This is a genomic window from Tautonia plasticadhaerens (assembly GCF_007752535.1).
Lineage (GTDB): Bacteria > Planctomycetota > Planctomycetia > Isosphaerales > Isosphaeraceae > Tautonia > Tautonia plasticadhaerens.
The window spans coordinates 4,689,621-4,712,550 of record NZ_CP036426.1 but is presented as its reverse complement, the minus strand read 5'-3'; the positions used below and the strand labels follow the sequence as shown (position 1 = coordinate 4,712,550).

Below are 22,930 nucleotides of genomic sequence, written 5' to 3'. Positions count from 1 at the left end.
CGCGCCGAGTCGGGAACGGAGGCCCGATGCGGATCGTCGTCTTCTGCCCGAACCTCGTCGGCGACACGGTCATGGCCACGCCGACGCTGCGAGCCCTGCGCCGGGGGTTCCCCGACGCCCGGATCGTCGGCCTGCTCAAGCCGAACGTCTCCCCGACGCTCGACGGCGCCCCCTGGCTCGACGACCGGATCCTCTTCCACCCGAAGGCCCCCCTCCGCGAGCAGCGGATGGCCGCCGTCGTGGCCCGATTGCGGGAGGAGCGGTTCGACTTGGCGGTCCTCCTGCCCAACTCGATCCGGTCGGCCCTGATGGCGAGGCTTGGCGGGGTCGGTCGTCGGGTCGGCTACGCCCGGGGGGGCCGGGGCGTCTTGCTGACCGACCGACTGTCCCCGCCGAGGGACGCCCGAGGGCGGTTCGAGCCGGTGCCGATCGTGTCGTACTACCTCGGGCTGGCGAGGAGGCTCGGCTGCCCGGTCGACTCGCTCCGCTGCGAATTGTTCACGACCGAGGCCGACGAGCAGGCCGCCGACCTCGCCTGGCTGCGGCTCGGCCTGCTCGGCGATCGGCCGGTCGTCTGCCTGAACACCGGGGGGGCCTTCGGCCCGGCCAAGAACTGGCCGGAGGGGCACTTCGCGGCCCTGGCCCGGCGGCTGGTCGCCGAGTTGGGCGTGAAGGTCCTGGTCGTCTGCGGCCCGTCGGAGCGGGAGTCGGCCCGGCAGATCGTGGCGCTGGCGGCCCTTGACGACGTGGTCAGCCTGGCGGATGAGCCGGTGGGCATCGGCCTGAGCAAGGCGAGCGTGAGGCGGTCTGCCTTGCTGGTGACGACCGACTCCGGCCCCCGGCACTTCGCCGCCGGGTTCGGCGTCCCGGTGGTCAGCCTGTTCGGGCCGACGCACATCGCCTGGACCCGCACCTATCATCCCGGGGCGGTCCACCTCCAGCAGCCGGTCCCCTGCGGCCCCTGCCAGAAGGGGACCTGTCCGCTGGGCCACCACCGCTGCATGACCGAGTTGAGTCCCGACGCCGTCTTCGAGGCGAGTCGGAGACTGCTCGGCCGTCCGAGGCACCAGGCCGCCTGACCTGCCTGTCCGATCAACCGGGAGGATCGCCGATGCCGGTCTGGCTCGTCTCGGGGGCCTCGGGGTTCCTCGGCCGACACCTGCTGGGGGTGCTGGGGCCATCGCCCGGCCCCGGCGTCGAGGTGGTGGCGATCGGCCGACGCCTCCCCGAGGGCTGGCCGCCGGACGCCTTCCTCCCCGCCGACCTGGAAGATCCTCCGAGCCTCCGCCGGGCCGTGGCCTCGGCCCGGCCCGAAGTCGTCTTCCACCTCGGGGGCCGGACGCCCCCGGCCGACGCGGCCTCGTTCTACCGGTCGAACGTCGGCGGGACCGCCGCGCTGCTGGACGCCCTGGACGCCCTCGGCGCCCCCTGTCGGGTCGTGGCCGCCGGGTCGGCCGCCGAGCTGGGGCCGGTGCCCGCATCGAGGCTCCCGGTCGACGAGCGGACCCCCTGCCGTCCCGAAGGCCCTTACGGCCTGAGCAAGTGGTTCGCCTCTCGCCTCACGGCCGCCCGGCTCGGGCCGGTCGAGGGGATCGTGGCCCGCGTCTTCAACCCGATCGGCCCGGGGACGCCCGGGGGCCAGGCGTTCGGCCGGTTCGCCGCCGCGCTCGCAGAGCCGGGCCCCGATCCGAGGGTGCTCCGCACCGGGAACCTCGACGCCCGCCGAGACTTCATCGACGCCCGGGACGTGGCGTCGGCCCTGGTCGCGCTCGCACTCCGGGGGAGGGCCGGGCGGATCTACCCGGTCGGCACCGGGGTGTCCCGCAGCATCGCCGAGGGCCTCGACCGCCTGATCGCCTTGAGCGGCCTTCGGGTGACGGTCGAGGCCGGGTCGAATCCCTCCGGGCCGACCGATTCGAGGGCCGACCTCGGCGCAATGACCCGGGACACCGGCTGGGCCCCCCGGATCGGCTTCGAGGAGAGCCTGGCGGATCTCTGGCGATCGGTGGCCGATCGCCGGATCACGGCCCCCTCAGTGCGGGTCGATCCCGGATCGACCGCCCCCGGGCCTGCCGGCGGGCCGATCGCCCGGCGGGATGTGAGTCGGTCGGCCGAGTGACTGGCCTTGACCCGAATCCGGTCCCCCCCCACAATCCGGCCCGCGGCCCAGGGAGCGGACCGCGCATCGCAAGGGGTCACGGAGGGCGGGGCGATGATCCGCCGAGATCGGGCACTGATTGGGATCCTCGTCCTCTCGGCGGTCCTCCACGTCGTGGGGATGATCCGGACCCCGCTCCCCTCCCAGGACGGCCTAAAGTTCATCCGGATCGCCCGAGAGTTCGGCGAACAGCCCTGGGCCGACGTCGTCCGCCGCGCCGACCAGCACCCGCTCTATCCGGCCCTGATCGCGGTCGCACAGCCGTTCATCGCCCCGATGATTGGCGAAGGGCCGGGCTCCTGGCGGGTCGCCGCTCAAGGGGTCTCGGCGCTGGCGATGGTCGCGGCGGTCCTCCCGTTCTTCGGGTTCGCCCGGACGGTCGTCGGCCGTCGCCCGGCCTTGCTGGCGAGCCTCCTGTTCGCCCTGCTGCCGATCTCGGGGAGGATCGGCCACGACACGCTCAGCGACGCGACCGCCCTGCTCTGCGTCGCCGGGGCGCTGGCCCTGGGGACTCGGGCCGCGACGACCGGGGGCGTGCTCGCGGCCGTCGGCTCGGGGGCGATCGCGGGGATCGGCTTCCTGGCCAGGCCGGAGGTGGCGCTGGTGCCGGGGGTGATCGCGTTGGGCGTCGTCGGAGGAGGGCTCTCTCGCAGAGGCGCAAAGCCGCAGAGAAGAGAAGGGCGAGGAGAGCGTGAACATCGGATCTTCTCTCGTCTTCCGTTCCGCGCCTCAGCGCCTCAGCCTGAAATCCCTCCCGATCTCCCCCGCCGCCTCCTCCTCGCAGCGGCAATCTCGGCCCCGTTGGTCGCCTGCGTCGGCTCGTACGCGGCGATCAAGGGGACGATCTCCGAGAAGCTCTCGATGCGGTACGCCACCGGCCTCGGCGACGGGACCGGGGTGGCGAGGAGCGTCCCCCACTGGGTCCCCCGGGGGCTGGACGACCCGAGGTGGGACTTCTCCCCCAAGGAGGAATCGGACGCGCCGGGCCGGCTCGGACCGGCGCCGGCCTCGATCCGGGTGGCCCGGGGGATCGGCGAGGCGACGGCCTGGGTGCTGGTCCCGCTGGCCTGCTGGGGGGCCTGGCATCACCGGGGCCCTCGACGTTCCCGGGAGGCCCGACAACTGGCGGCCTGCCTCGCGATCGCCTACGGGATCGTGCTCATCCGACACGCCATGAGGGCCGGATACCTGTCGGACCGACACTGCGCGACCCTCGCCTTGCTCGCGACCCCCTGGGCGGCGGCGGGGGCGATCGGCCTGGCCCGGTTCCTCTCCGATCGGCTGGCGATGGGGGCGGGACGGCGTCGTCGGCTGGCGATCACGACGCTCTCGGCGATCGCGATCGGGGGCGTGGCGGTCCAGCTCAAGCCGGGGCACCCGAGCCGCTGGGGCCACCAGGCCGCCGGGCTCTGGCTGGCCGACCGGGCCGGGGCGGGTGAGGCGGTGCTGGACACGAGGGGCTGGGCGGCGTTCGTCTCGGGACTTCGCTCGTATGACCCCTGGCACATCCGCCAGGCGCTCACCGACGCGAGGCTCGCCTACGTCGTCGTCGGCGACGACGAGCTGACCGCCGACAGCGCCCGGGCCGAGACGCTCGGCGCCCTGCTCGACTACGCCGCCGAGCCCGTCGCCGCCTTCCCGGGTCGCGAGGGGGACGACGAGATCGGCGTCCGCGTCTATCGCTTCCGGAGGCCGCAGTCTTGGGAGGGGATCGTCCAATGATCAGCCGGATCGGCACGTTCCTCCGGCGCCTCACCCGAGGGGAGCGGTGGACCTGGCGGTCGGAGGCGCACCGGGATCGGCTCCCGGGCGACCTCGAAGGGACCGTCATGCAGTTGCGGAGCGACGACCGGCTGCACGCCAAGCAGGGACGATCCACCTGCCGGGTCCGGTTCGACGGCCCGGACGGGCCGCTGACGGTCTACCTCAAGCGGCATTACCGCTTGCCCTGGGGGACCCGGGTCGCGGCCCTGCTCCACCCCGACGGCCGACACTCCCCGGCCGGGGCCGAGTGGCGGCACCTGCACCGGGGTCGGCAGCTCGGCCTGCTCGTGCCCGAGCCAGTCGCCGCGGGGGAATCCATCGGCCCCTGGGGACGCTTCCAGAGCTACCTGATGGTCGAGGAGCTGACCGGCTTCCTCCCGCTCCACGAGGCGATCCCCGAGATGGCCCGCCGCCTCCCGCCGGGCGAGTTCGACCGCCGGAAGCGACGCCTCGTCTCGGCGATGGCCGGGCTGACCGCCCGGCTGCACGGCGCGAGCACCTTCCACAAGGACCTGTACCTCTGCCACTACTACGTCGACCTCGGCCGGGACGATTCGCCGCTCTACCTGATCGACCTCCACCGCCTGGCCACCCACCGGGCCTCGGCCCCCTGGTGGCGCTGGAAGGACCTGGCGCAATTGCTGTTCTCCACGGTCGAAGTCGAAGGGGTCGACGACCGGGACCGGCTCCGCTTCTGGGCCCGATACCGCCGCCTCATGGGGCTCTCGGGCCCCGGCCTGGAACTCCGGATGATCCGGGCGAGGGCGGCCCGCTACCTGTCACACAACCGCAAGAAGGCCCGAGCCGGCTGAGGCCGAGGCCCAGGCCGGGGAGCTCGAGATGCATCTCGCGATCAATTTCCAGCGCGTCGATCCGTCCCGGGGAGGCGCCGAGACTTATGTCGCCGACCTCTGCCGGGGGCTCGTCGATCGGGGGCACCGCGTCGACCTCTACTCCTCCTCCTGCGCCGAGGGGGCGCTTGCCGGGGGGGTCCGGGTCGTCCCCGTCGCCGCGACGGGCCCGACGCGGTGGGCCCGCCTCCTGAGCTTCGCCCGGAATTCGGAAGCGGCCCTGCGGGAGGCGACCTTCGATTGCTCAATCGGGTTCATCAACACCTGGCACCATGACGTGATCATCCCCCAGGGGGGCGTCCACCCCGCCAGCCTGGAGCACAACGCCCGGCGCTTCCCGGTCGGCTGGAGGCGGTCGCTCTACACGGCCAGCAAGCGGGCCAACCCGAAGGACTGGCTCTATCGGTCGATCGAGCGCCGGCAGTACGACCCGAGCCGGGCCGCCCGGGTGGTCGCGGTCAGCGAATTCGTCCAAGAGCATTTGCAGACCTATTATCGGGTGCCCGGAGATCGGATCCGGGTGATCCCGAACGCGATCGACGCGAACCGACTCCGCGTCGAGGACCCGGTAGGGGCCCGCCTCGCCTTCCGATCCCGGCTCGGCCTGGGTCCCGACGACCTGATCGCCCTGTTCCTGGCCCACAACTTCAGGCTCAAGGGACTCGACCCGCTCCTGGAGGCCCTCCGGCTCAGGCTCGACCACGCCCCGGCCGCTCGGCCGGTCCATCTCGTCGTCTGCGGCGGCGGGAAGATCGAGCCGTACCGGCGGAAGGTCCGGTCGCTGGGCCTGGAGGAGCACGTCCACCTGGTCGGCTTCATGGACGACGTCCGCCCCGCCTTCGCCGGGAGCGACTGCTTCGTGCTGCCGAGCTACTACGACCCCTGCTCGCTCGTCGTCTTCGAGGCGCTCTCACGGGGGCTCCCCGTGGTGACGACCGCCACCAACGGCGCCGGGGAGGTCGTCACCCCGGGGCGAGAAGGGTATGTCGTGCCCGAGGCCGACGACCTCGACGCGCTGGCGGATGCCCTCGATCAACTCTGCGACGACGACCGCCGCCGGGCGATGGCCGGAGCCGCCGAGCGACTGGGGAAGGCCCAGTCGTTCGACGCGCACCTGGACCGGCTGGTCGCCCTGTTCGAGGAGGTCGCCGAGGAGCGGCGGTCGGGATCGGGGCCGGCGAAGGGGTCGCTCCGCAAGGCCGGCTGAGGCCCGAGAGATCGGCAAGTTCCACGGACGGAGGCAATCGGCATGCAGGCGATCGTACTGGCCGGCGGCAAGGGGACGAGGCTCCGGCCGTTCACCCACGTCTTCCCCAAGCCGCTGATGCCGCTGGGGGAGGCCGAGCCGATGCCGATCCTGGAGGTCGTGCTCCGGCAACTGGCCCGGTTCGACTTCCGGGACGTGACGATCATCACCGGCTACCTCACCGAGCTGATCGAGGCTTTCTGCGGCAACGGCCGGCGCTTCGGCACCCGGGTCGACTACCGGCGCGAGGTCTCCCCCCTGGGCACGGCGGGCGGGCTCGTCCTGGTCGAGCGGCCGAGGGAGCCGGTCCTCGTGCTCAACGGCGACATCCTCACCACGCTCGACTTCGCCCGGATGGCTGCCTTCCACCGGTCCCAGGGGGCGAGGGCGACGATCGCCTCGTTCCCCCGCACGGTGCGGATCGACTTCGGCGTCCTGGAGTTCGCCGACGACCCGCACGTCCTGGCCGGTTACCGGGAGAAGCCCGAGTTCTCGTTCCAGGTGAGCATGGGCCTGTATATGCTCGACCCCGTGGCCTGGGACTACCTCGCCCCCGGCCGGGAGCTGACCATGCCCGAACTGCTGGAGGCGATGCGGGCCGACGGCCACCCCGTCCACTGCTTCCGGCAGGACTGCACCTGGCTCGACATCGGCCGGCACGACGACTACGCCGCCGCCAACGAGATCTTCGAGGCCCGCCGGCGCGAGTTCCTTGTCGCCCCGGACCGCCCCCAGCTCAAGATCGGGTGAACCGCCGATGACCCTCGCCCTCTCCTCGATCGCCGTCCTGCTCGCCTACCTGATCGGCGCCCTCCCCTTCGGCTACCTGATCGCGAAGTGGGCGAGGGGCGTGGATATCCGCACCGTCGGCTCGGGCAACGTCGGGGCGACCAACGTCGGCCGGGTCCTCGGGTTCAAGTATTTCGTCCTGGTCATGACGCTCGACCTGCTCAAGGGGCTCGGGCCCACGCTCGGCTTCCCGATCGCGGTCGAGGCGATGACCGGCCGGTCGGTGCCGATCCTCGCCGTGCCCGTCGCCCTGGCGGCGATCCTGGGGCACAACTTCCCGGTCTACCTCCGGTTCAAGGGGGGGAAGGGGGTGGCGACCAGCCTGGGGGCCGTGCTGGCGCTGGACCCGATCGCGGCGGCGGCGGCGGCCGTCGCGTTCCTGGTGGTGATCCTCCTCACCCGGTACGTGTCGATGTCGTCGATCCTCGGCGGGACGGCCTTCGTGATCGTCCACTTCGCGAGGGCCCGGGAGCCGTGGACGGCGTCGGACCTGACCCTGGCACTCCTGATCGCGGTGCTCTACGTCATGCTCATCTACCGACATCGCTCCAACATCGGCCGGATCCGGGCGGGGACCGAGTCCAAGGTCTCCTTCGGCAAGAAGGCCCGGGAGGGGCGGGTCCCGGTCGTCTCGCTGGTCGTGCTGGCCCTCGTCGCCGCCTCGGCGATCGTCGCGGCCGGGTTCGTGGTGAGAGACCGACCTGCGCCGACGCTGACGATCGGCGCCGCCGAGCTGGTCGAGGTCGACCGCTTCCGGACCGGCCACCAGCGGGCCAGCTCCCTGACCTTCGCCGACGACGGCCGGCTGCTCGCCGTCGGCTGCCCGAGGTACAACCGCGTCGTCCTCTTCCGGGTCGACGACGAGGGGCGGGCCGATCGGCTCCGGGACCTCGACCTGAGGGGCCGACCCGTGGCGGTCCGGGCCTCCGGCGACCGGCTGTTCGTCCTCCAGCGCCCCCACGGCGACGCCCGGCACATCGAGGAGGGCTACTGGGAGGCGTTCGACTTCGAGGGCAACCCCGTCGGCTCGAAGTTCCGGGTCGGCTGGGATCCGGACGACCTCGCCTTCACCCCGGACGGCCGATGGGCGTTCGTCATCACCTCCGGCCACGCCGAGGGTGAGGAGGGCAAGCCGGATCCGGCCCTGGTCGTCGTGTCGGTCGGCGATCGGACCGAGCATCACCGGATCGTCTCCCGCCTGGAGCTGACCGGCCCCAAGGACGACCCCGAGCGGATCGTCCTGTCCGACTCGGCCCGGTATGCAGCGATCGTCCTGGCCGGATCGGGCCAGGTCGCGGGCGTCGACCTCACCGACCCCGCCGCCCCCCTCGCCACCGGCCGGGTGCCGCTGGCGGCCCGCGAGGTGCCGTACCTCTCGGGGGTCGAGGACGGCGGCGAGATCTTGATGCCCGTCGACTCGGAGCGGGACTCGGCCCTGGTGGTCGACCCTCCCGGGATCGAGGGCCCGCTGCTCGTCACGACGCTCCCCGAGGGCTCGGCCCTGGAAGTCGTCCACGGCCGGGAGCGCCGGGCACTGGGACGCCTGCCGCTCCGGGGGCCGCTGAACTTCGGCACGATCATCCCGATGGCCGTCACCTACTGCCCGGAGCGATCGGTCCTCGCGATTGCCGACCGCTCCGGGGGCGTCCGGATCGTCGCGCTGCGACCGGTCGACGGACCCCCGACCGGGGACGGGCCGCCGGCGGTGGCCTCGGCCCGATCGCAGGCGGGCGACCTGCCGGCCCGGCGATGACCCCGGGCGGCCCGTACCCTCCCCCGCCTCGGGTGCCTACAATGGGGCCATGACCCGTGAGGCCGGGGAGGAGGAGCGATGCGGGATGACTGGCTCGGGATGACCGGCGACCCCGGCGGCGTGTCCGCCCGGGGTCGGGCCCGCCCGGAACCTCCCCGATTCTGCCCCGGCTGCGACCGGCCCCGGCGGTCGCACTCCGACCTCTGCCCCGAGTGCGGCGACCGCCTCGAATCGCAGGGCTATTGCACCGTCTGCGAGTCCTTCTGGCCCCTCCCGGCCGGGGATCCTTGCCCGAAACACGAGTTGCCGCTGGCGTCGGATCGGCCCGAGCCGGCCCACCCGGTGGCCGACGGCGAGCGGATCGACTGGACCACCGTCGAGACCTTCACCCTGCCTTTCCAGGCCGATGCCGCCCGGCTCCGGCTCGACGCCGAGGCGATCCCCACCCTGCTCGACGGCTACCGGATGGGCACGAACACCGCCTACCACGTCGCCACCGGGGGCATCCGGCTCCAGGTCCCCCGGGCGTTCGTCCAGGACGCCCGGATCCTCCTCTCGCAGAGCTGGTCCGTCCCCGCCGACGAGGACGAAGACGACGATGATTGGGACGAACCCGCCGCCGAGGGCGTCGGGTCGCCTCCCGACTGGCGGGCCTCGATCGTCTTCTGGGGGGTCGTCCTCTCCCTCCTTGTCGTGGCCGCCGGATTGATCGGCCTGGTGCGATAGGTGCGGGAGACCCTCGGGCTTCCGGGCATTTCCCCGGCATCCAGGGGCGTGGAACCGCTCGACATCCGGGGCGTCATCGCGCAAGGTGGAGGTTCCCGGGAGTCGATCGGGCAATGCGGCCCGATGCTTCGGTCGAACTGGGTTTGCACCCGGATCGGCCGCCCGAGTCGGAGACACTGATGGGGCCATTCCATCCCGCTCGAATCGCGTCGATGCTGGCAATCGCGGCCGCCCTGGCCTCCCCGTCGGGGGCCCAGGAAGCCCCCCCGGCGGACGACCCGCGGGCGATCACCTTCTTCGAGACCCGCATCCGGCCGATCCTGGTCGAGCGCTGCTTGTCCTGCCACGGGCCGGAGGAGCAGGAGGCCGGGTTGCGGCTCGACTCCCGCCCCCTCGTCTTCGAGGTCGGGGGGGATTCCGGCCCCCCGGTCCTCCCCGGGGACCCGGACGGCAGCCTGCTGATCGAGGCGATCCGATACGATTCGTACGTGCAAATGCCGCCGTCCTCGAAGCTCCCCGACGACGAGATCGCTCGATTGACGGAGTGGGTCGCGATGGGCGCCCCCTGGCCCCCGGAGGCCTCGGCCGACGGGGAGGCGCCGAGCGGCCCCAAGCCGTTCGACCTGGAGGCCCGGGCCCGGCACTGGAGCCTGCAACCGGTGGTCGACCCGGTCGTGCCCGTGGTCGAAAGGGCCGACTGGCCCCGCAACCCGGTCGATCGGTTCCTGCTCGCTCGGCTCGAATCGGAGGGCCTCGACCCGTCACCCGAGGCCGATCGTCGGACGCTGATCCGACGGGCGACCTTCGATCTGACCGGCCTGCCGCCGACCCGGGAGGAGATCGCCGCCTTCCTGGCCGACGATCGAGCCGACGCCTTCGATCGCCTGGTGGCCCGCCTGCTCGCCTCCCCCCGGTACGGCGAGCGTTGGGCGAGGCACTGGCTCGACCTCGTCCGGTTCGCCGAGACCTCGGGGCACGAGTTCGACTACGACATCCTCACCGCCCACCGCTATCGGGATTACATCATCCGCGCCCTGAATGACGACCTGCCCTACGACCGGTTCGTCGTCGAGCACCTGGCCGGTGACCTGCTCGACCGCCCCCGGCGGCACCCGACGACTGGGACCGACGAGGCGATCCTCGGCACGATGTCCTTCTTCCTGGCCGAGGGGACGCACTCGCCGGTCGACGTCCGGGAGGAGATGCGGACGAGGGTCGACAATCAGATCGACGTGCTCGGCAAGGCGTTCCTCGGCCTGACCGTCGCCTGTGCCCGGTGCCACGACCACAAGTTCGACGCCATCGGCACCCGGGACTACTACGCCCTCGCCGGCCACTTCCAGACCGCCCGGCACCAGTACGCCTTCATCGACCCCCCGCATCGGATCGACGATCGCGTGCTCGAACTCCAGTCGATCCGATCCGCGCTCGCCGCCGAGTTCGGCCCCGGGCGCGCCCCCGCCGCCGGGCCTCCCCGGCTCAGGGAAGGAGATGAGCTGTTCGCCGACTTCGCCGCCGACTCCTTCGACGCCTGGTATCCCGCCGGCCAGGCCTTCGGCGACCGTCCCACCCGCCACGGGGACCTCGCGCCCGACCCCGACGGCGACCTCGCCCGGCTCGAACCCGGCTGGGCCCACAGCGGGGCGATCGCCCCCCGGTTGCAGGGCGTCCTGCGCTCCGAGACCTTCGCGATCGACCGGCCGTTCCTGCACGTCCTCGCCGCCGGGTCGGGGGGGCGGATCAACCTCGTCGTCGACGGCTTCGAGAAGATCCGGAGCCCCATCTACGGCGGCCTGACGCTCGGTGTCGACCTGGGAGACGCGCCGGGATGGGTCTCGATGGACGTCTCGATGTGGGACGGACACCTCGCCCACCTCGAACTCGCCGACGGCGCCTCGTCGAACTATACGGGGGCCACCTCGTCCTTCTGGCCGGGGGACGGGACGCTGGCCGTCGCCCTGATCCTCGCCTCGGACCACCGCGAGCCGCCCGGCCCGGCCTCGGAGTACCGATCGGGTCCGGTCCTCGATCGGATCGACGGCCGGACGATCCCCGAGGCCACCGCGTCGCTCCTCGACCGCTACCGCCAGGTCGCGGAGGAACTCCCCGAGCCCACCCTCGCCCTGGCCGCGGCCGAGGGGACGGGGATCGACGTTCCGGTGCACGTCCGGGGCAGCTCGAAGAACCTGGGGGAGGTGGTGCCCCGGCGATTCCTCGAAGTCCTGGATCCCGAAGGGAAGCCCCCGGCCGACGACCGGCTGACGCTGGCTCGCCGGGTCGCCTCGGCGGAGAATCCGCTGACCGCCCGGGTGCTGGTCAACCGCCTCTGGGCCCACCACTTCAGCCGGGGGATCGTGGCCTCCCCCGACGACTTCGGCGCGATGGGCGTTCCGCCGACCCATCCCGAGCTGCTCGACTGGCTGGCGTCGGAGTTCGTCCGCTCCGGCTGGTCGACCAAGCACATGCACCGCCTGATGATGACCTCGACCGCTTACCGGATGTCCTCGAAGACCCGGCCCGAGGCCGACCGGGCCGACCCGACTAACGCCCTGCTCCACCGGATGAACCTCCGGAGGCTGGAGGCCGAGGCGATCCGGGACGCCCTCCTCGCCCTCTCCGGGCGGCTCGACCCGACGATGTTCGGGCCGAGCGTCCCCCCCCACCTCTCCCCGTTCATGGAGGGCCGGGGGCGCCCTAAGGAGTCGGGGCCGATCGACGGCGACGGCCGGAGGAGCCTCTATCTCGACGTCCGCCGCAACTTCCTCCCGCCGCTGCTGCTGGCCTTCGACTTCCCCACCCCGAGCAGCACCCGGGGCCGCCGGGACACCTCGAACGTCCCCTCGCAGGCACTCGCCCTGATGAACGACCCGTTCATCGTCGAGCAGTCCCGACGCTGGGCCGGCCGGGCGACCGGCTCCCCGGATCGTCCCCCGGCCGAGGTGGTCGACGCGCTCTATGAGTCGGCCTACGGTCGGGCCCCGACGGAGGCGGAGCGGGATCGGGCCGTCGCGTTCGTCCGGGAGCAGTCCGACGCCGGCCGGGCCGGTCGGGACGCCTGGGCCGACCTCTGCCACGCGCTCGTCATCGCCAAGGAATTCCGCTACGTCGAATGATCGGAGCGATCGATCGGGCCGAGCCCGACGATCGGATCGGAGCCCCGCCATGAGCCACTGCGGACGCCACATCGCCCCCCCCCTGAGCCGACGGGCCATGCTCTCCCGGTGTGCCAACGGCTTCGGGGCGCTGGCGATGGCGTCCCTGCTAACGCAGCGTTCCTTCGGGAAGCGACTCGCTCCAGATGAGGGAACCCTCGGCCACGGGGGGCTGCACCACGCGGCGAAGGCCCGGAGCGTGATCTTCCTCTACATGGACGGCGGACCCTCCCAGGTCGACACGTTCGACCCCAAGCCCCGCCTCGACCGGGAGCACGGCCGGCCGATCCGGACGAGGGTCGAGCCGACCCAGTTCAACAACGTCGGCAACGTCCTGCGCTGCCCCTGGCCGTTCCGGCGCCGGGGGGAGAGCGGCATCCCGGTCAGCGACCTGTTCCCCCGCGTCGGGGCGTGCGTCGACGACCTGGCGGTCATCCGGTCGATGGTCTCGAACTTCTCCGAGCACACGAACGCGAACTACTTCCTCCACACCTGCCACGGCCAGCAAGGTCGTCCCAGCGCCGGGGCCTGGGTCACCTACGGGCTCGGTTCGGAGAGCGAGGAGTTGCCCGGGTTCGTCGTGCTCAACGGCGGGCTCGTCCCGCCCGGCGGGCTCGACTGCTTCGGCAACGGCTTCCTGCCCGCCTCGTTCCAGGGCTCGGTGCTCAAGGCGGGCGAGACGCCGCTGGCCAACATCGCCCCGACCGAGGCGACCGAGGAGGCCCAGCGTCGCAAGCTGGACCTCGTCCGGGCGATGGACCGGGACGTGCTCGCCCGGGTCGGCGACCACGACGCGATCGAGTCGGCGATCGCCAACGGCGAGCTCGCCTTCCGGATGCAGTCGGCCGTGCCCGAGCTGACCGACCTGTCGGGCGAATCCCCCGAGACGCTCCGGCTCTACGGGCTCGACGCCCCCGACCCGCACACCCGGTCCTACGCCCGCCAGTGCCTGCTCGCCCGGCGCTTGGTCGAGCGGGGCGTCCGGTTCGTCGAGCTGACCTGCCCCGGCGTCGGCCACGACCGCTGGGACCAGCACAGCAACCTCAAGGCCGGCCACGAGGACAACGCCCGGGCCGTCGACCAACCCATCGCCGCCCTGCTCCGGGACCTCAAGGGCCGGGGGCTGCTGGAATCCACCGTGGTCGTCTGGGGCGGGGAGTTCGGTCGCACCCCGATGGCCCAGGGGACCGACGGCCGCGACCACAACCCCTTCGGCTTCACCATGTGGCTGGCCGGCGGCGGCATCCGGGGCGGGGTCATCCACGGCGAAACCGACGACTACGGCTACCACGCCATCCGGGACAAGGTCGAGATCTACGACCTGCACGCCACCATCCTGCACCTGCTCGGCGTCGACCACACCCGGCTGACCTACCGCTTCAGCGGCCGGGACATGAGGCTGACCGACGTCCACGGCTCGGTCGTCTCCCCGATCCTCTCCTGAGTCGATCGCGGCCGGGGAACGGCGCGCCCCTCCTCGTCCCTCAGGCACGGGATCGCGATTCGCGTCGGGCCCGAGAATCCCCGGCGTGATCGACCGAATCCCCTCTGGGCCGCGGTGCGGGATCGGGCCGGGCTCGGGGAAATCGGCACCGACTCGCCCGGTTCCCGGAACAATCGGCCTCGACCGGTCGTAGAATTCTTGCGGAAAGTCGAGACGACGGCCCTTCGACCGTGCAATCCAACCCGTACAGGGAGTGGGGAGGCCGACCATGACGACCCAGATGACAGACACCACCCTCTGGCAGCGCAACCTGGCCTCCCTGATCCGCTCGGGACTCTTCGAGCGGGCCGAGGTGGTCGAGTATCGCGGCCTGCACGCCGTCGTCGGCATCTACCGGGACGGCACCCCGTCGGCCCCCCTGGCGAAGTACGCCGATCGGCGCCGGGCCGACGACGCGCTCGACATGGTCCTCCGGATGGCCGACATCTCGGCCCCGGTCGAGCTGAACTGATCCCCCGGATGAACCGGGGCCACCCCGGTCGGGGCGGGAGCGTGCCGACCCGCCCCGACCGGGTCGATCGCCTGACCCTCCGGTCCCGGTGGCCCGGGGGGAGGGCGCAAACCCCCCTCGGGCGGCTCAACGCCCTCGCCACGAGACCGGCCGGGCGCGACCGACCGCCTCCCGGCAGAAGGCGAGCAGCCCCGTCTCGATCAGCTCGCGCTCGATCGCCTCGAACGGGGCCCCGCAGGGCAAGGTGGCGACGACCTCCTCGAGCAGCAGCTTCGAGAATTCCGCCCGGGCGCGATGGAGCAATTGACGGGCGTTGGGGGCCGAGATCGCCTTGCCGAGCTTCCGGCCGACGCGGTCCGCCAGCTCGGGGGACGAGAGCCCGGGGGCATCGGCCAGGCATTTCAGGGTCGTGTGGAACGGCTGACCAGTACGATCCTCCATCTCCCGGAGCCTCGACCAGCTCCGGTCCAGCAATTCTTGCCGCCAGATCGCGTCGAATCGGGCTTCCTCGGCGTCCCGGGAGGATGCCTCGTCGGCCCCCGCCCCCGATCCGATCAGATTCGCCTGATCAGTCCATCCGCGATGGGCCTCGACCAGCCGGACCAGGGGCGTCCGCAGGAGGTCCCGGAACGGGCCGAGGGGGATGGGCCCGCCGTCCCGATCGCCGAGGCGCATCGCCCCGGCGAATTCCCGGAACAGCGCCTCGGCCTTGGCCGGATCGCCGACGGCGTCCCGGAGATATCGGAGCGCGGCCGGTTCGTGGCGACGAATCACCCGTTCCCACGCCGTCCGGTCGCCGACCCGAGGATCACGGTCCCGGCCTTCGCGACGGATGAAGCGCCGGGGCGGGCGATAGGCCTCGATGCGGTCCTCGTCCATCGTCAGATCGCCTCGTTCGCCCGGCACCGGATCGGATCGAATCGACTGACCATCACCTCCCCAACCCGGAGTCACGCCTCGACGGCCCCTCACGCCGCGTGCGTGGAAGCCGATCGGTCCGACTCCGGGTCGCCCCAGAATTCTGGCACATCCGTGCCCTCGACGCCAGGGTCGGTGCGATCCGAGATCATCCGACGGTGACTTCTCTCGACGCGTGATCGTGAGACGAGGCCGCGAACCCTCCCGACCCCGAGACCGCGAGACCGCCGACGATCCCGGCCCAGACCGGCCGGCGGCGCGGCGGGCGGATGACTCCGGGGCGGCGAATCCCCACGCCCGGGACCTGGCCGCAACACCTTCCATGCACAGCGTCTGCGGCGAATGGGCTTGATCCAACGTGCCGAACCGGGCGGTCCGCACGCCGGACGGAGAACCGGCCGCAGCGTCGCTCGGTCGCTCCGCAGCGAGGGCCAATGAACCCGGGGAGCAGGCCGACTCCCCGAGGGGCGACGGGCCGCCCCGGTTCGGGGCGGCCCGATCGGGACCGGTTTCGTGCCCCGAGGGGTCGGCCTCGGGTTTCGCTGGAGGGGAGGATCGGTCAGAGCGGATAGAGATTGCCGAGCCGTTCCCTGGCCTGGCGGCTACCCTTGGAGGCCTTGATCAGCGGGAAGGTCTGCATCTTCCCGTCGACCTCCAGGGTGAGCTTGCCCTCCCGGATGACCGAGGTCGCCACCCGGACGCGTCGTGTGGTGCCGTTGGGGAGCCAGACCTTGATGCTCTGGAGGTTGGGCTTGAACTTGCGTCGGCTGATCCCGGTGATCTTGGTGCCGACGCCGCCGAGGTACTTGGCCTTACCACGGGTGGTGACGTGGTTGCCGAAGGAGGTCTTCTTGCCGCTGACTTCGCACTGCCGTCCCATCGGACTGACTCCTGGTCATCTGGGGCGTGAGGATCGCGAGGATCGGGCCCGGCTCATTCCTCGTCGCCAATCTTGACCACCTGCCGCCCGCGATAGGTCCCGCATTCGGGACAGACCGTGTGGCGCGGCTTCGGGGAGCCGCACTGGTCGCAGGCGATCAGCACGATGGTGAACTGAAGGGCGTCGTGGCTGCGCCGCATCCCCTTCTTTGACTTCGATGTACGCCGCTTCGGTACGGCCACGGAACACGCTCCGGCGAACCGCCTGGGGTGATGGAGTTTGGGGCAAAGCGTCTGATAGTACACGCACGACCCGGTGAGATGCAAGGTGAACGCCGGGCCCCGGGCTCATTCGACGATCCGGAACGAGGGGCTCACCGACGGGGATTCGTCCGAGGCGTGCACCCGCACGTGGGCATTGTTCGTCGCGCTCAAGCTCTTGAAGATCAGCTGGGTGCCGTACGAGTCGGTCTGGTTGCCCCCGGCGAAGGAGACCCGGGCCCCGGCGGCGTAGAAGACCCCGACGAACGTGGTGTTCGTGCCGTTGGCAATCGAGATGTCCCGGGTCGAGGCGCGGTCCTGGTACAGCACAACGCCGGCGTAGGGGCCCGAGGTGGGCGCCTGCAGCCGGATCACGCCGCCGCCCTGGAAGTTGATCCGGCCGCTGCCGGGGTCGACGTAGACCATCACGCCGGTCCCGGTCACCCGGGCCCCGTTGGCGACGGTGAAGTCGCCGTTCCTCATGTAGTAGATCCCCGGCTCCATCGTGATCGTCATGCCGCCGCCGATGTTGACGCCGCCGTTGTACACCCCCGGGCTCATGGTGCGGGTCCCATAGGGGGGGAACGGCAGGCCGTTGTAGACGGTGCCCGAGGCCGGGGGGGCGACAGGTCCGCGACGCCCCTCGAGAAATCGACGATGATCGCCATGATCAGGCATAGCAAGGGCAGGAGGATCGCCATCTCGACCGCCGCCGCGCCCCTGCTGGTCGCCCCCCGTCGACGCCGTCCTCCTATCGTCCGACTTCCCCCCTCGCCGCGCACACCCGTGCCCGATTCCTTCCCTCAAAGAATTAATTCACCCTGTGCGGGAGTCGGATTGAAAGATCTCGGAAACATCGGCCGCCCGAAACGTCACGGCGGTGCGAATGTGAAATAGGATCCCCTCGGGGAGATCACCGTCGGCCCATCGATCGATGGTGAGCGGCTGGATCGACCCGGCCGCCTCGGACCGGGCGGCCGGGAGGAGCCCATGACTCGCGGGTCCCCCCGGGGGTCGGCGGGCCAATTCGCCGACGAGGGACGCTTCGGTCGATCGAAGCGCGGTCCCGCTTCGCTTCGCTTCGAGAGGAGGAACCGACCATGGGGGCCAGTCGTCGCGGCCGACGGCGGCGGGCGGGGGCCGCCGCCGTCGAGATGGCCATCGTCCTCCCCCTGTTCATCTCCGTGATCCTGGGCACGATCGAGGCCACCCGGCTGGGCATGGTCTCGCAGCTCCTGCACGTCGCCGCCCGGGAAGGCTGCCGGACGGCGGTCCGGGAGGGGCAGACGACGGCGACCGTCCGGGCCCGGATCGATGCGGTGCTGGCCGGCTCGGGGATCACCCCGGCGATCCAGGTCAGCAGCCCGGCCGGCGACTGGACGACGGCCAAGGCGCCGAACCGGGTCACCGTCCGCCTGAGCGTCCCCTTCGACCAGGTCAGCTGGCTGGGGGACCCCTTCGCCTTCGGCGGCACCTCGGTCGTCGCCTCGGCCACCATGTGCAGCGAGAAGAACGGTTGAGCCCCGCCCCGTGAGGATGACCCGCCCATGAACCCCCGAACCGATCGCCGCGGCCTCCGTCGCGGCGCGACCATGGTCCTGACGGCGGTGATGATGACCGCCATCCTCGGCTTCGTAGCCCTGGCGGTGGACACGATGGTCCTGGCCGTGGCCCGCCATCAGCTTGGCACCGCCGCCGACTCCGGCGCGCTGGCCGGTGCCGCCGCCCTGGCCGACGAGCGTCGGCTCGTCCCCGACGCCCCGATTGACGTCATCATGACCGCCGCCCACGACCGCGCCCGGGAGTTCACCCGGGAGAACCCGGTCCTCGGCCGGCAGCCGGTGATCGCGCCGAACCCGACCAACGAGCAGGACGGTGACGTGGTGCTCGGCTACATGGCCGACCCGACCGACCCGGCCAGCCCCTTCCTGACTTCCGCGCTCCTGGCGCCGATGTTCAACTCGGTGCAGGTGCGGGCCGCCCGGTCGGCGGACCGGGGCGGGATCGTCCCGGCCTTCTTCTCCCGGGCCCTCGGCTTCGAGGGGACCGACGTCCGGCACTCCGGGACCGCGTCGGCCCTGAACTACCGGATCGCCGGCTTCAAGGCCGACCCCGACCGCAACGCCGACGTCCTGCCGATCGTGCTGGACCGGCAGACCTATTCGGACATGATCAGCCCCGCGACGGCCACGACCGACCAGTTCCGCTACGACCCGGTCACCGGGGAGGTCAAGAGCGGGTCGGACGGAATCCAGGAGTCGCAGCTCTACCCGGTCAAGAACGGCTACCCGGGCAACTGGGGGACGGTCAAGGTCGGCGTCTCGAACAACAGCACCAGCACGCTCGGAGCCCAGATCCGCTACGGGATCACGTCCCAGCAGCTGAACACCTATCCCGGCGGGCAGATCAAGCTGAACCTGACCGACCCGCAAGGGAATCGATACATGATGCTCGAGGGGAACCCGGGCATCAGCTCGGGGATCAAGGACGACCTGGAGGCGATCATCGGCCAGGGCCGGGCCCTCCCGATCTACGACCCGAACGGCTCGGGCGGCAACGGGAACAACGCGCAGTACAAGATCGTGGACTTCGCCCCGGTCCGCGTCCTGTCGGTCAACTTCAAGGGCAACCCGAAGTACGTGATCATCCAGCCGGCGATGATGAGGGACGAGACGGCGATCCCGGGCGAGATCTCCTCGGACTGGACCTCCGGCGGCCTGGTCCGGCTGCACCTGACCCGTTGACGGCCCGCCCCGGATGGACCTCGGCCCGGGCGATCGCCGTCGTCGGGTGGGGACCGGTTACGAAATCGCAACACCCGCCCCGGGCGGATCGAGTCGACGACGAGGGCGTGACATAAGCTTCTCGCGGGCGGCAGCCGGCCGCGACGCGGCGCTCCGACTCCCCGGCGTCGGCCGACGGCCCGCCCCGGGACCGAGGTGCGCCGCGACGCGGCCGGCTGCCGCCCGTGCCGGGGAGGCGATCGACCATCCGGCCCCCCGGATCCGGGGACGCCCCTGACCGATCCGCCTACCGACCGACCACCCCGGCGGCGTGCCGGCCCGTGCCGGCCCGGACCCGGGCGCACTGGAAGGGGAATCGACGTGAGAGTGCAACGGTGTGCAGCCGGACGGCGAGGGGGGGCCGCCGCCGTCGAGATGGCCCTGGTGCTCCCCGTTTTCCTGGCGTTGATTTTCGGGACCATCGAGGCCGCTCGCCTGGGGATGGTCACCCAGTTGCTCAACGTCGCGGCCCGGGAGGCCTGCCGGACGGCGGTCCTGCCCGGCCAGACGGAGGCCGCCGTCCGGGGCCGGATCGACTCGGCCCTGATCGGCTCGGGGATCACCCCGGCGATCCGGATCAGCAGCCCGGCCGGCGACTGGACGACGGCCCCGGCGCCGAACCGGATTACCGTCCGCCTTAGCGTCCCCTTCGACCAGGTCAGCTGGCTGGGGGACCCCTTCGCCTTCGGCGGCAGGGACGTCGTGGCCGAGGCCACGATGTCCAGCGAGAAGGACGGATGATCCCGGCCCGTTCGGGGGCCAGGCCGGTCGGCCGGAGACCTGATCCGGCGTCAGCCGATGCGACGAACCCGGGGGGGGAGCCCCTCCCGGAGACCCGAGGAGGAGGATCGAATGACCCGATTGAGCATCACCCGCGCCCTCGGCCTGATCCTGGCCGCGGCGTGGTTCGCCTGGGCCGGCGCGTCGCCGGCCGGGGCCCAGACCGTAATCCCGCCCTTCGACCGCGTCGAGGAGGACTGGGAGCTGGTCATCGACCAGCCCGACCTGATGGCCGAGGGCCCTCAGATCACCACCACGATGAGCCCGCTGGGGGACCTTGGCGGCCAGTTCATCGCCTTCAACCTGAACTACCGCAGCCAGCCCTCGTACCTGCCCGGCGGCCTGGAGCTGGTCTCCTACGACGGCGAACGCGTGCTGGCCACCTCGAGCCAGGGGACGTCCCGGCTCGCCACCACGGGGGAGACGGTCACGTGGACCCAGTCGCTCCAGATCTCGGGCGGCGTGATCGTTTACGACATCAAGCAGGGGGACTCGACGACCTGGAGCGGGTTCGGCCAGGGTTCCGGGGCCAATCTCGGGATCCAGGCCGCGACGAGCCTCGGCTCGATGGACGGATACAGCCCCTCCGCATCGGTCGCCAATTCCGGGCCCGGCTGGCAGTCCAACCGGGTCAGCTCGATGCGGATGCTCCGGGTGCGGTACTACAACGGGGGCCAGCTGGTCCTGGTCGACGAGACCCCCAGGCCGGTCGAGTTGGGGCTCTGAGGCCGCCGGGCGGGCCGGGGCGCGACGCGGCCGAGAAACATCTCGCCGGTCGTTTGACGAGCCGAGGAAGCGCGACCTAGGTTACTGGTGCCCCCGATGCCGGGAGCCGCGGGATGAGAGAGGAAGTCGGAGGCGTCCCGACCCGCCGCCAGCGGGATCGGGGCGGGAACCACGATCGGACGCAACGGGGCCGCCCGCCCTCGACCGCCTTGGGCGGGGCCCATACCGAGGGATACGAATCGATGAACATGCTGGTCAACCGCATCCGCCGTTTCATCAACAACGAAGACGGCCCGACCGCGGTCGAGTACGCCGTCATGGTCGCCCTGATCGCCGTGGCGATCATCGTCACCGTCCAGGCGCTGGGCACCAACCTCAACACGACGTTCCAGAACGTCAGCGACTCGCTGCCTTCGGGCAACTCCTGATCCGTCTCGGCCGGCCCCTCGGGGTATTCGGAGGGGAGAGGGCCCCCGGAATGCGGCACGAGCCGCTTCCCGGGGGCCCTCCGGCGTTTCATGACCTAGGGTCTCATTGGCAACGGCCGCGAACGGCCCGGGCGCGACGGGATCGACGCCCGAGAGCCGGGGTAACGGGAGAGATCGCGATGACGGACACCCTGCCGATCGGCGTCGCCTGGCTCGTCTCGGGGACGATGATCTACGGCGCCTGGATCGACGGCCGGGAGCGGCGGGTGCCCAACTGGCTGACCCTCCCGCTCGGCCTCTGCGGCATGGCCTTCTGGGCCGGCCGCGCCGGGCTGCCGGGCCTTGCCTGGTCGACGCTCGGCCTGCTCGTCGGGCTGCTCATCCTGGGCCTGATCTTCGCCTACGGCTGGGTCGGCGGCGGCGACGTGAAGCTCTTCGCCGGCTTCGGCGCCTGGGTCGGCCCGACGATGGCCCTCAACGCCCTCGCCGCCGGCATCATCGTCGGCGGCGTCATGGCCCTCGCGATGATGGCCTGGGGCGGTCAGTGGGCCAAGCACTGGCGGACGGCCGTCCAGGCCGCCCGCGAGGTGATCACGATCCGCCACCCCGACCGGGTCGCCGAGCTCGCCGCCGCCCGCAAGCCGACCCTCTGGCTGCTGCCCTACGGCGTCCCCCTGACCATCGGCGCGGTCGGCTACCTCGCCTGGGCCGGGATGCTTACCTGACCACTCAACTGGGCCCCGCACCTGGGGAGGACCGGGATGAACGGCAAGGCACTGATGCTCCTCGTGATGGCCGGCGCCTGCGGCCTGGCGGCGATGTTCGGGGTCCGCACCCTCCTGAATCGAAAGCAAACCAGCAAGGTGCCGATGAGCGCCGTGCTCGTCGCCATCCAGGAGATCAAGGTCGAGCAGGCGGTCACGCCCGAGATGATCTCCACCAAGGAGATGCCCGCCGAGATGGTCCCCCCGGGGGCCCTGACCGACCCGAAGCAGGCCCTCAACCGATGGGCCATGATCCGCATCCTGCCCGGCGACGTGATCCTCGACGGCAAGCTCGCCCAGAAGGGGACGCCCACCGGCATGATCGCCCGGATCACCCCCGGCATGCGGGCCTTCGCCATCCGGGTCGACGAGCAGAGCGGCGTCTCCGGCTTCATCCTGCCCGATTACCGGGTCGACGTCCTGCAGCCCTGGCCCGACCAGCCCGGCCGCGCCGACATCGTGCTGGAGAACGTCCGGGTCCTGGCCTCGGGCACCGTCTTCGAGCGACTGGAGGAGCGCGCCATCGAGGCCACCACTGTCACCCTGGAGGTGACCCCGGAGCAGGTCCGCGTCCTGGCCAGCGCCATGCAGCGCGGTTCGCTGACCCTCTCCCTCCGAGGCCTCAACGACGAACTACTCGCCGAGGCCCCCGAACCCGAGCCGGTCGCCCCCCCCGAGCCGACGCCCGCGGTCGCCTCGGCCCCCGACCCCGAGCCGGAGCCGGAGCCCGAGCCGGTCGTGACCATCGTCGACGATCCGCCCCCGGCCCCCTCCCCGGTTCCGATCGTCGTCGAGCCCGAGCCTCCCCGCCGGCTGACCGTCTTCGCCGGCCGGACGCCGCCCCGATTCATGCTGATCGGCCCCGCGGGGGGCGACCCGCTCGCCTCGCCCGACCCGGCCGACGAGCCCGAGATTCGACGCCCCTTCTTCCTCGACGGACTCGGGGATCCCCCCACCGCGGCCCTGTCCTCCCCTCCCCCGGGATGAGGAGCGCCGA

At 71.7% G+C, this 22,930-nt stretch carries 23 protein-coding genes; 18 read left to right on the top strand and 5 right to left on the bottom strand.

Annotated features, from left to right (window positions below; translation table 11 throughout):
* Nucleotides 1-26 precede the first annotated feature (26 nt).
* From waaF to ElP_RS18910, 11 genes are all read left to right on the top strand, one after another.
* On the top strand, nt 27-1,079 hold the full coding sequence (gene waaF, locus ElP_RS18960; RefSeq protein ID WP_145271938.1) for a lipopolysaccharide heptosyltransferase II: 1,053 nt from the start codon (nt 27-29) through the stop codon (nt 1,077-1,079).
* A gap of 32 nt (nt 1,080-1,111) precedes the next feature.
* Complete coding sequence (locus tag ElP_RS18955) at nt 1,112-2,119, top strand: NAD-dependent epimerase/dehydratase family protein (RefSeq protein WP_145271936.1); 1,008 nt, start codon at nt 1,112-1,114, stop codon at nt 2,117-2,119.
* Nucleotides 2,120-2,212: 93 nt separating this feature from the next.
* Complete coding sequence (locus tag ElP_RS18950; RefSeq protein ID WP_145271934.1) at nt 2,213-3,880, top strand: glycosyltransferase family 39 protein; 1,668 nt, start codon at nt 2,213-2,215, stop codon at nt 3,878-3,880.
* Nucleotides 3,877-4,734 carry a lipopolysaccharide kinase InaA family protein gene (locus ElP_RS18945; protein WP_145271933.1) on the top strand — a complete coding sequence of 286 codons (858 nt, stop codon included), beginning with the start codon at nt 3,877-3,879 and terminating at the stop codon, nt 4,732-4,734. Before ElP_RS18950 ends, ElP_RS18945 begins: the two co-directional genes overlap by 4 nt.
* Before the next feature lie 28 nt (nt 4,735-4,762).
* Nucleotides 4,763-5,980 carry a glycosyltransferase family 4 protein gene (locus tag ElP_RS18940; RefSeq protein ID WP_145271931.1) on the top strand — a complete coding sequence of 406 codons (1,218 nt, stop codon included), beginning with the start codon at nt 4,763-4,765 and terminating at the stop codon, nt 5,978-5,980.
* Nucleotides 5,981-6,022: 42 nt separating this feature from the next.
* Nucleotides 6,023-6,769: a sugar phosphate nucleotidyltransferase gene (locus ElP_RS18935; protein WP_145271929.1), complete on the top strand. Its 747-nt coding sequence runs from the start codon at nt 6,023-6,025 to the stop codon at nt 6,767-6,769.
* A gap of 7 nt (nt 6,770-6,776) precedes the next feature.
* The gene (plsY, locus tag ElP_RS38345) at nt 6,777-8,561 is read left to right on the top strand and encodes a glycerol-3-phosphate 1-O-acyltransferase PlsY (RefSeq protein WP_197446169.1); all 1,785 of its coding nucleotides are present in this window, start codon (nt 6,777-6,779) and stop codon (nt 8,559-8,561) included.
* A 78-nt stretch (nt 8,562-8,639) separates the two neighbouring features.
* A complete protein-coding gene (locus ElP_RS18925; protein WP_145271927.1) occupies nt 8,640-9,287 on the top strand; it encodes a hypothetical protein in 648 nt (215 codons plus the stop codon).
* 212 nt (nt 9,288-9,499) lie between these two features.
* Nucleotides 9,500-12,400: a PSD1 and planctomycete cytochrome C domain-containing protein gene (locus ElP_RS18920; RefSeq protein ID WP_197446168.1), complete on the top strand. Its 2,901-nt coding sequence runs from the start codon at nt 9,500-9,502 to the stop codon at nt 12,398-12,400.
* A 49-nt stretch (nt 12,401-12,449) separates the two neighbouring features.
* Nucleotides 12,450-13,883, top strand: coding sequence for a DUF1501 domain-containing protein (locus ElP_RS18915; RefSeq protein ID WP_145271924.1), 1,434 nt, complete (start codon nt 12,450-12,452; stop codon nt 13,881-13,883).
* A gap of 268 nt (nt 13,884-14,151) precedes the next feature.
* Nucleotides 14,152-14,394: a hypothetical protein gene (locus tag ElP_RS18910; RefSeq protein WP_145271922.1), complete on the top strand. Its 243-nt coding sequence runs from the start codon at nt 14,152-14,154 to the stop codon at nt 14,392-14,394.
* A 126-nt stretch (nt 14,395-14,520) separates the two neighbouring features.
* Here ElP_RS18910 and ElP_RS18905 read toward each other — a convergent pair whose 3' ends face one another.
* The 5 genes from ElP_RS18905 to ElP_RS41250 form a co-directional block, all read right to left on the bottom strand.
* Complete coding sequence (locus ElP_RS18905; RefSeq protein ID WP_145271920.1) at nt 14,521-15,273, bottom strand: RNA polymerase sigma factor; 753 nt, start codon at nt 15,271-15,273, stop codon at nt 14,521-14,523.
* Between the two features lie 598 nt (nt 15,274-15,871).
* On the bottom strand, nt 15,872-16,192 hold the full coding sequence (gene rpmB, locus ElP_RS18900) for a 50S ribosomal protein L28 (protein ID WP_145271918.1): 321 nt from the start codon (nt 16,190-16,192) through the stop codon (nt 15,872-15,874).
* Between the two features lie 53 nt (nt 16,193-16,245).
* Nucleotides 16,246-16,434 (bottom strand): 50S ribosomal protein L32, encoded by a 189-nt coding sequence (rpmF, locus tag ElP_RS18895; protein WP_145271916.1) that lies wholly within the window; start codon nt 16,432-16,434, stop codon nt 16,246-16,248.
* A 105-nt stretch (nt 16,435-16,539) separates the two neighbouring features.
* On the bottom strand, nt 16,540-17,013 hold the full coding sequence (locus tag ElP_RS18890; RefSeq protein WP_145271915.1) for a hypothetical protein: 474 nt from the start codon (nt 17,011-17,013) through the stop codon (nt 16,540-16,542).
* Complete coding sequence (locus ElP_RS41250) at nt 17,010-17,234, bottom strand: TadE family protein (protein WP_390834706.1); 225 nt, start codon at nt 17,232-17,234, stop codon at nt 17,010-17,012. The genes ElP_RS18890 and ElP_RS41250 overlap by 4 nt, the downstream gene beginning before the upstream one ends.
* Before the next feature lie 318 nt (nt 17,235-17,552).
* Between ElP_RS41250 and ElP_RS18880 the strand changes: the two genes are divergently transcribed.
* The 7 genes from ElP_RS18880 (at nt 17,553) to cpaB (ending at nt 22,920) form a co-directional block, all read left to right on the top strand.
* On the top strand, nt 17,553-17,972 hold the full coding sequence (locus tag ElP_RS18880; protein ID WP_145271911.1) for a TadE/TadG family type IV pilus assembly protein: 420 nt from the start codon (nt 17,553-17,555) through the stop codon (nt 17,970-17,972).
* Nucleotides 17,973-17,999: 27 nt separating this feature from the next.
* Nucleotides 18,000-19,196 carry a pilus assembly protein TadG-related protein gene (locus tag ElP_RS18875; RefSeq protein ID WP_145271909.1) on the top strand — a complete coding sequence of 399 codons (1,197 nt, stop codon included), beginning with the start codon at nt 18,000-18,002 and terminating at the stop codon, nt 19,194-19,196.
* Between the two features lie 195 nt (nt 19,197-19,391).
* A complete protein-coding gene (locus ElP_RS18870; RefSeq protein ID WP_315852639.1) occupies nt 19,392-19,976 on the top strand; it encodes a TadE/TadG family type IV pilus assembly protein in 585 nt (194 codons plus the stop codon).
* A gap of 111 nt (nt 19,977-20,087) precedes the next feature.
* Nucleotides 20,088-20,741, top strand: a complete 654-nt coding sequence (locus ElP_RS18865) for a hypothetical protein (protein WP_145271905.1) — start codon at nt 20,088-20,090, stop codon at nt 20,739-20,741.
* A 242-nt stretch (nt 20,742-20,983) separates the two neighbouring features.
* Nucleotides 20,984-21,169, top strand: coding sequence for a Flp family type IVb pilin (locus tag ElP_RS18860; protein WP_145271903.1), 186 nt, complete (start codon nt 20,984-20,986; stop codon nt 21,167-21,169).
* A gap of 179 nt (nt 21,170-21,348) precedes the next feature.
* On the top strand, nt 21,349-21,894 hold the full coding sequence (locus ElP_RS18855; protein ID WP_197446166.1) for an A24 family peptidase: 546 nt from the start codon (nt 21,349-21,351) through the stop codon (nt 21,892-21,894).
* 36 nt (nt 21,895-21,930) lie between these two features.
* On the top strand, nt 21,931-22,920 hold the full coding sequence (gene cpaB, locus ElP_RS18850; RefSeq protein ID WP_145271899.1) for a Flp pilus assembly protein CpaB: 990 nt from the start codon (nt 21,931-21,933) through the stop codon (nt 22,918-22,920).
* Nucleotides 22,921-22,930: the final 10 nt, after the last annotated feature.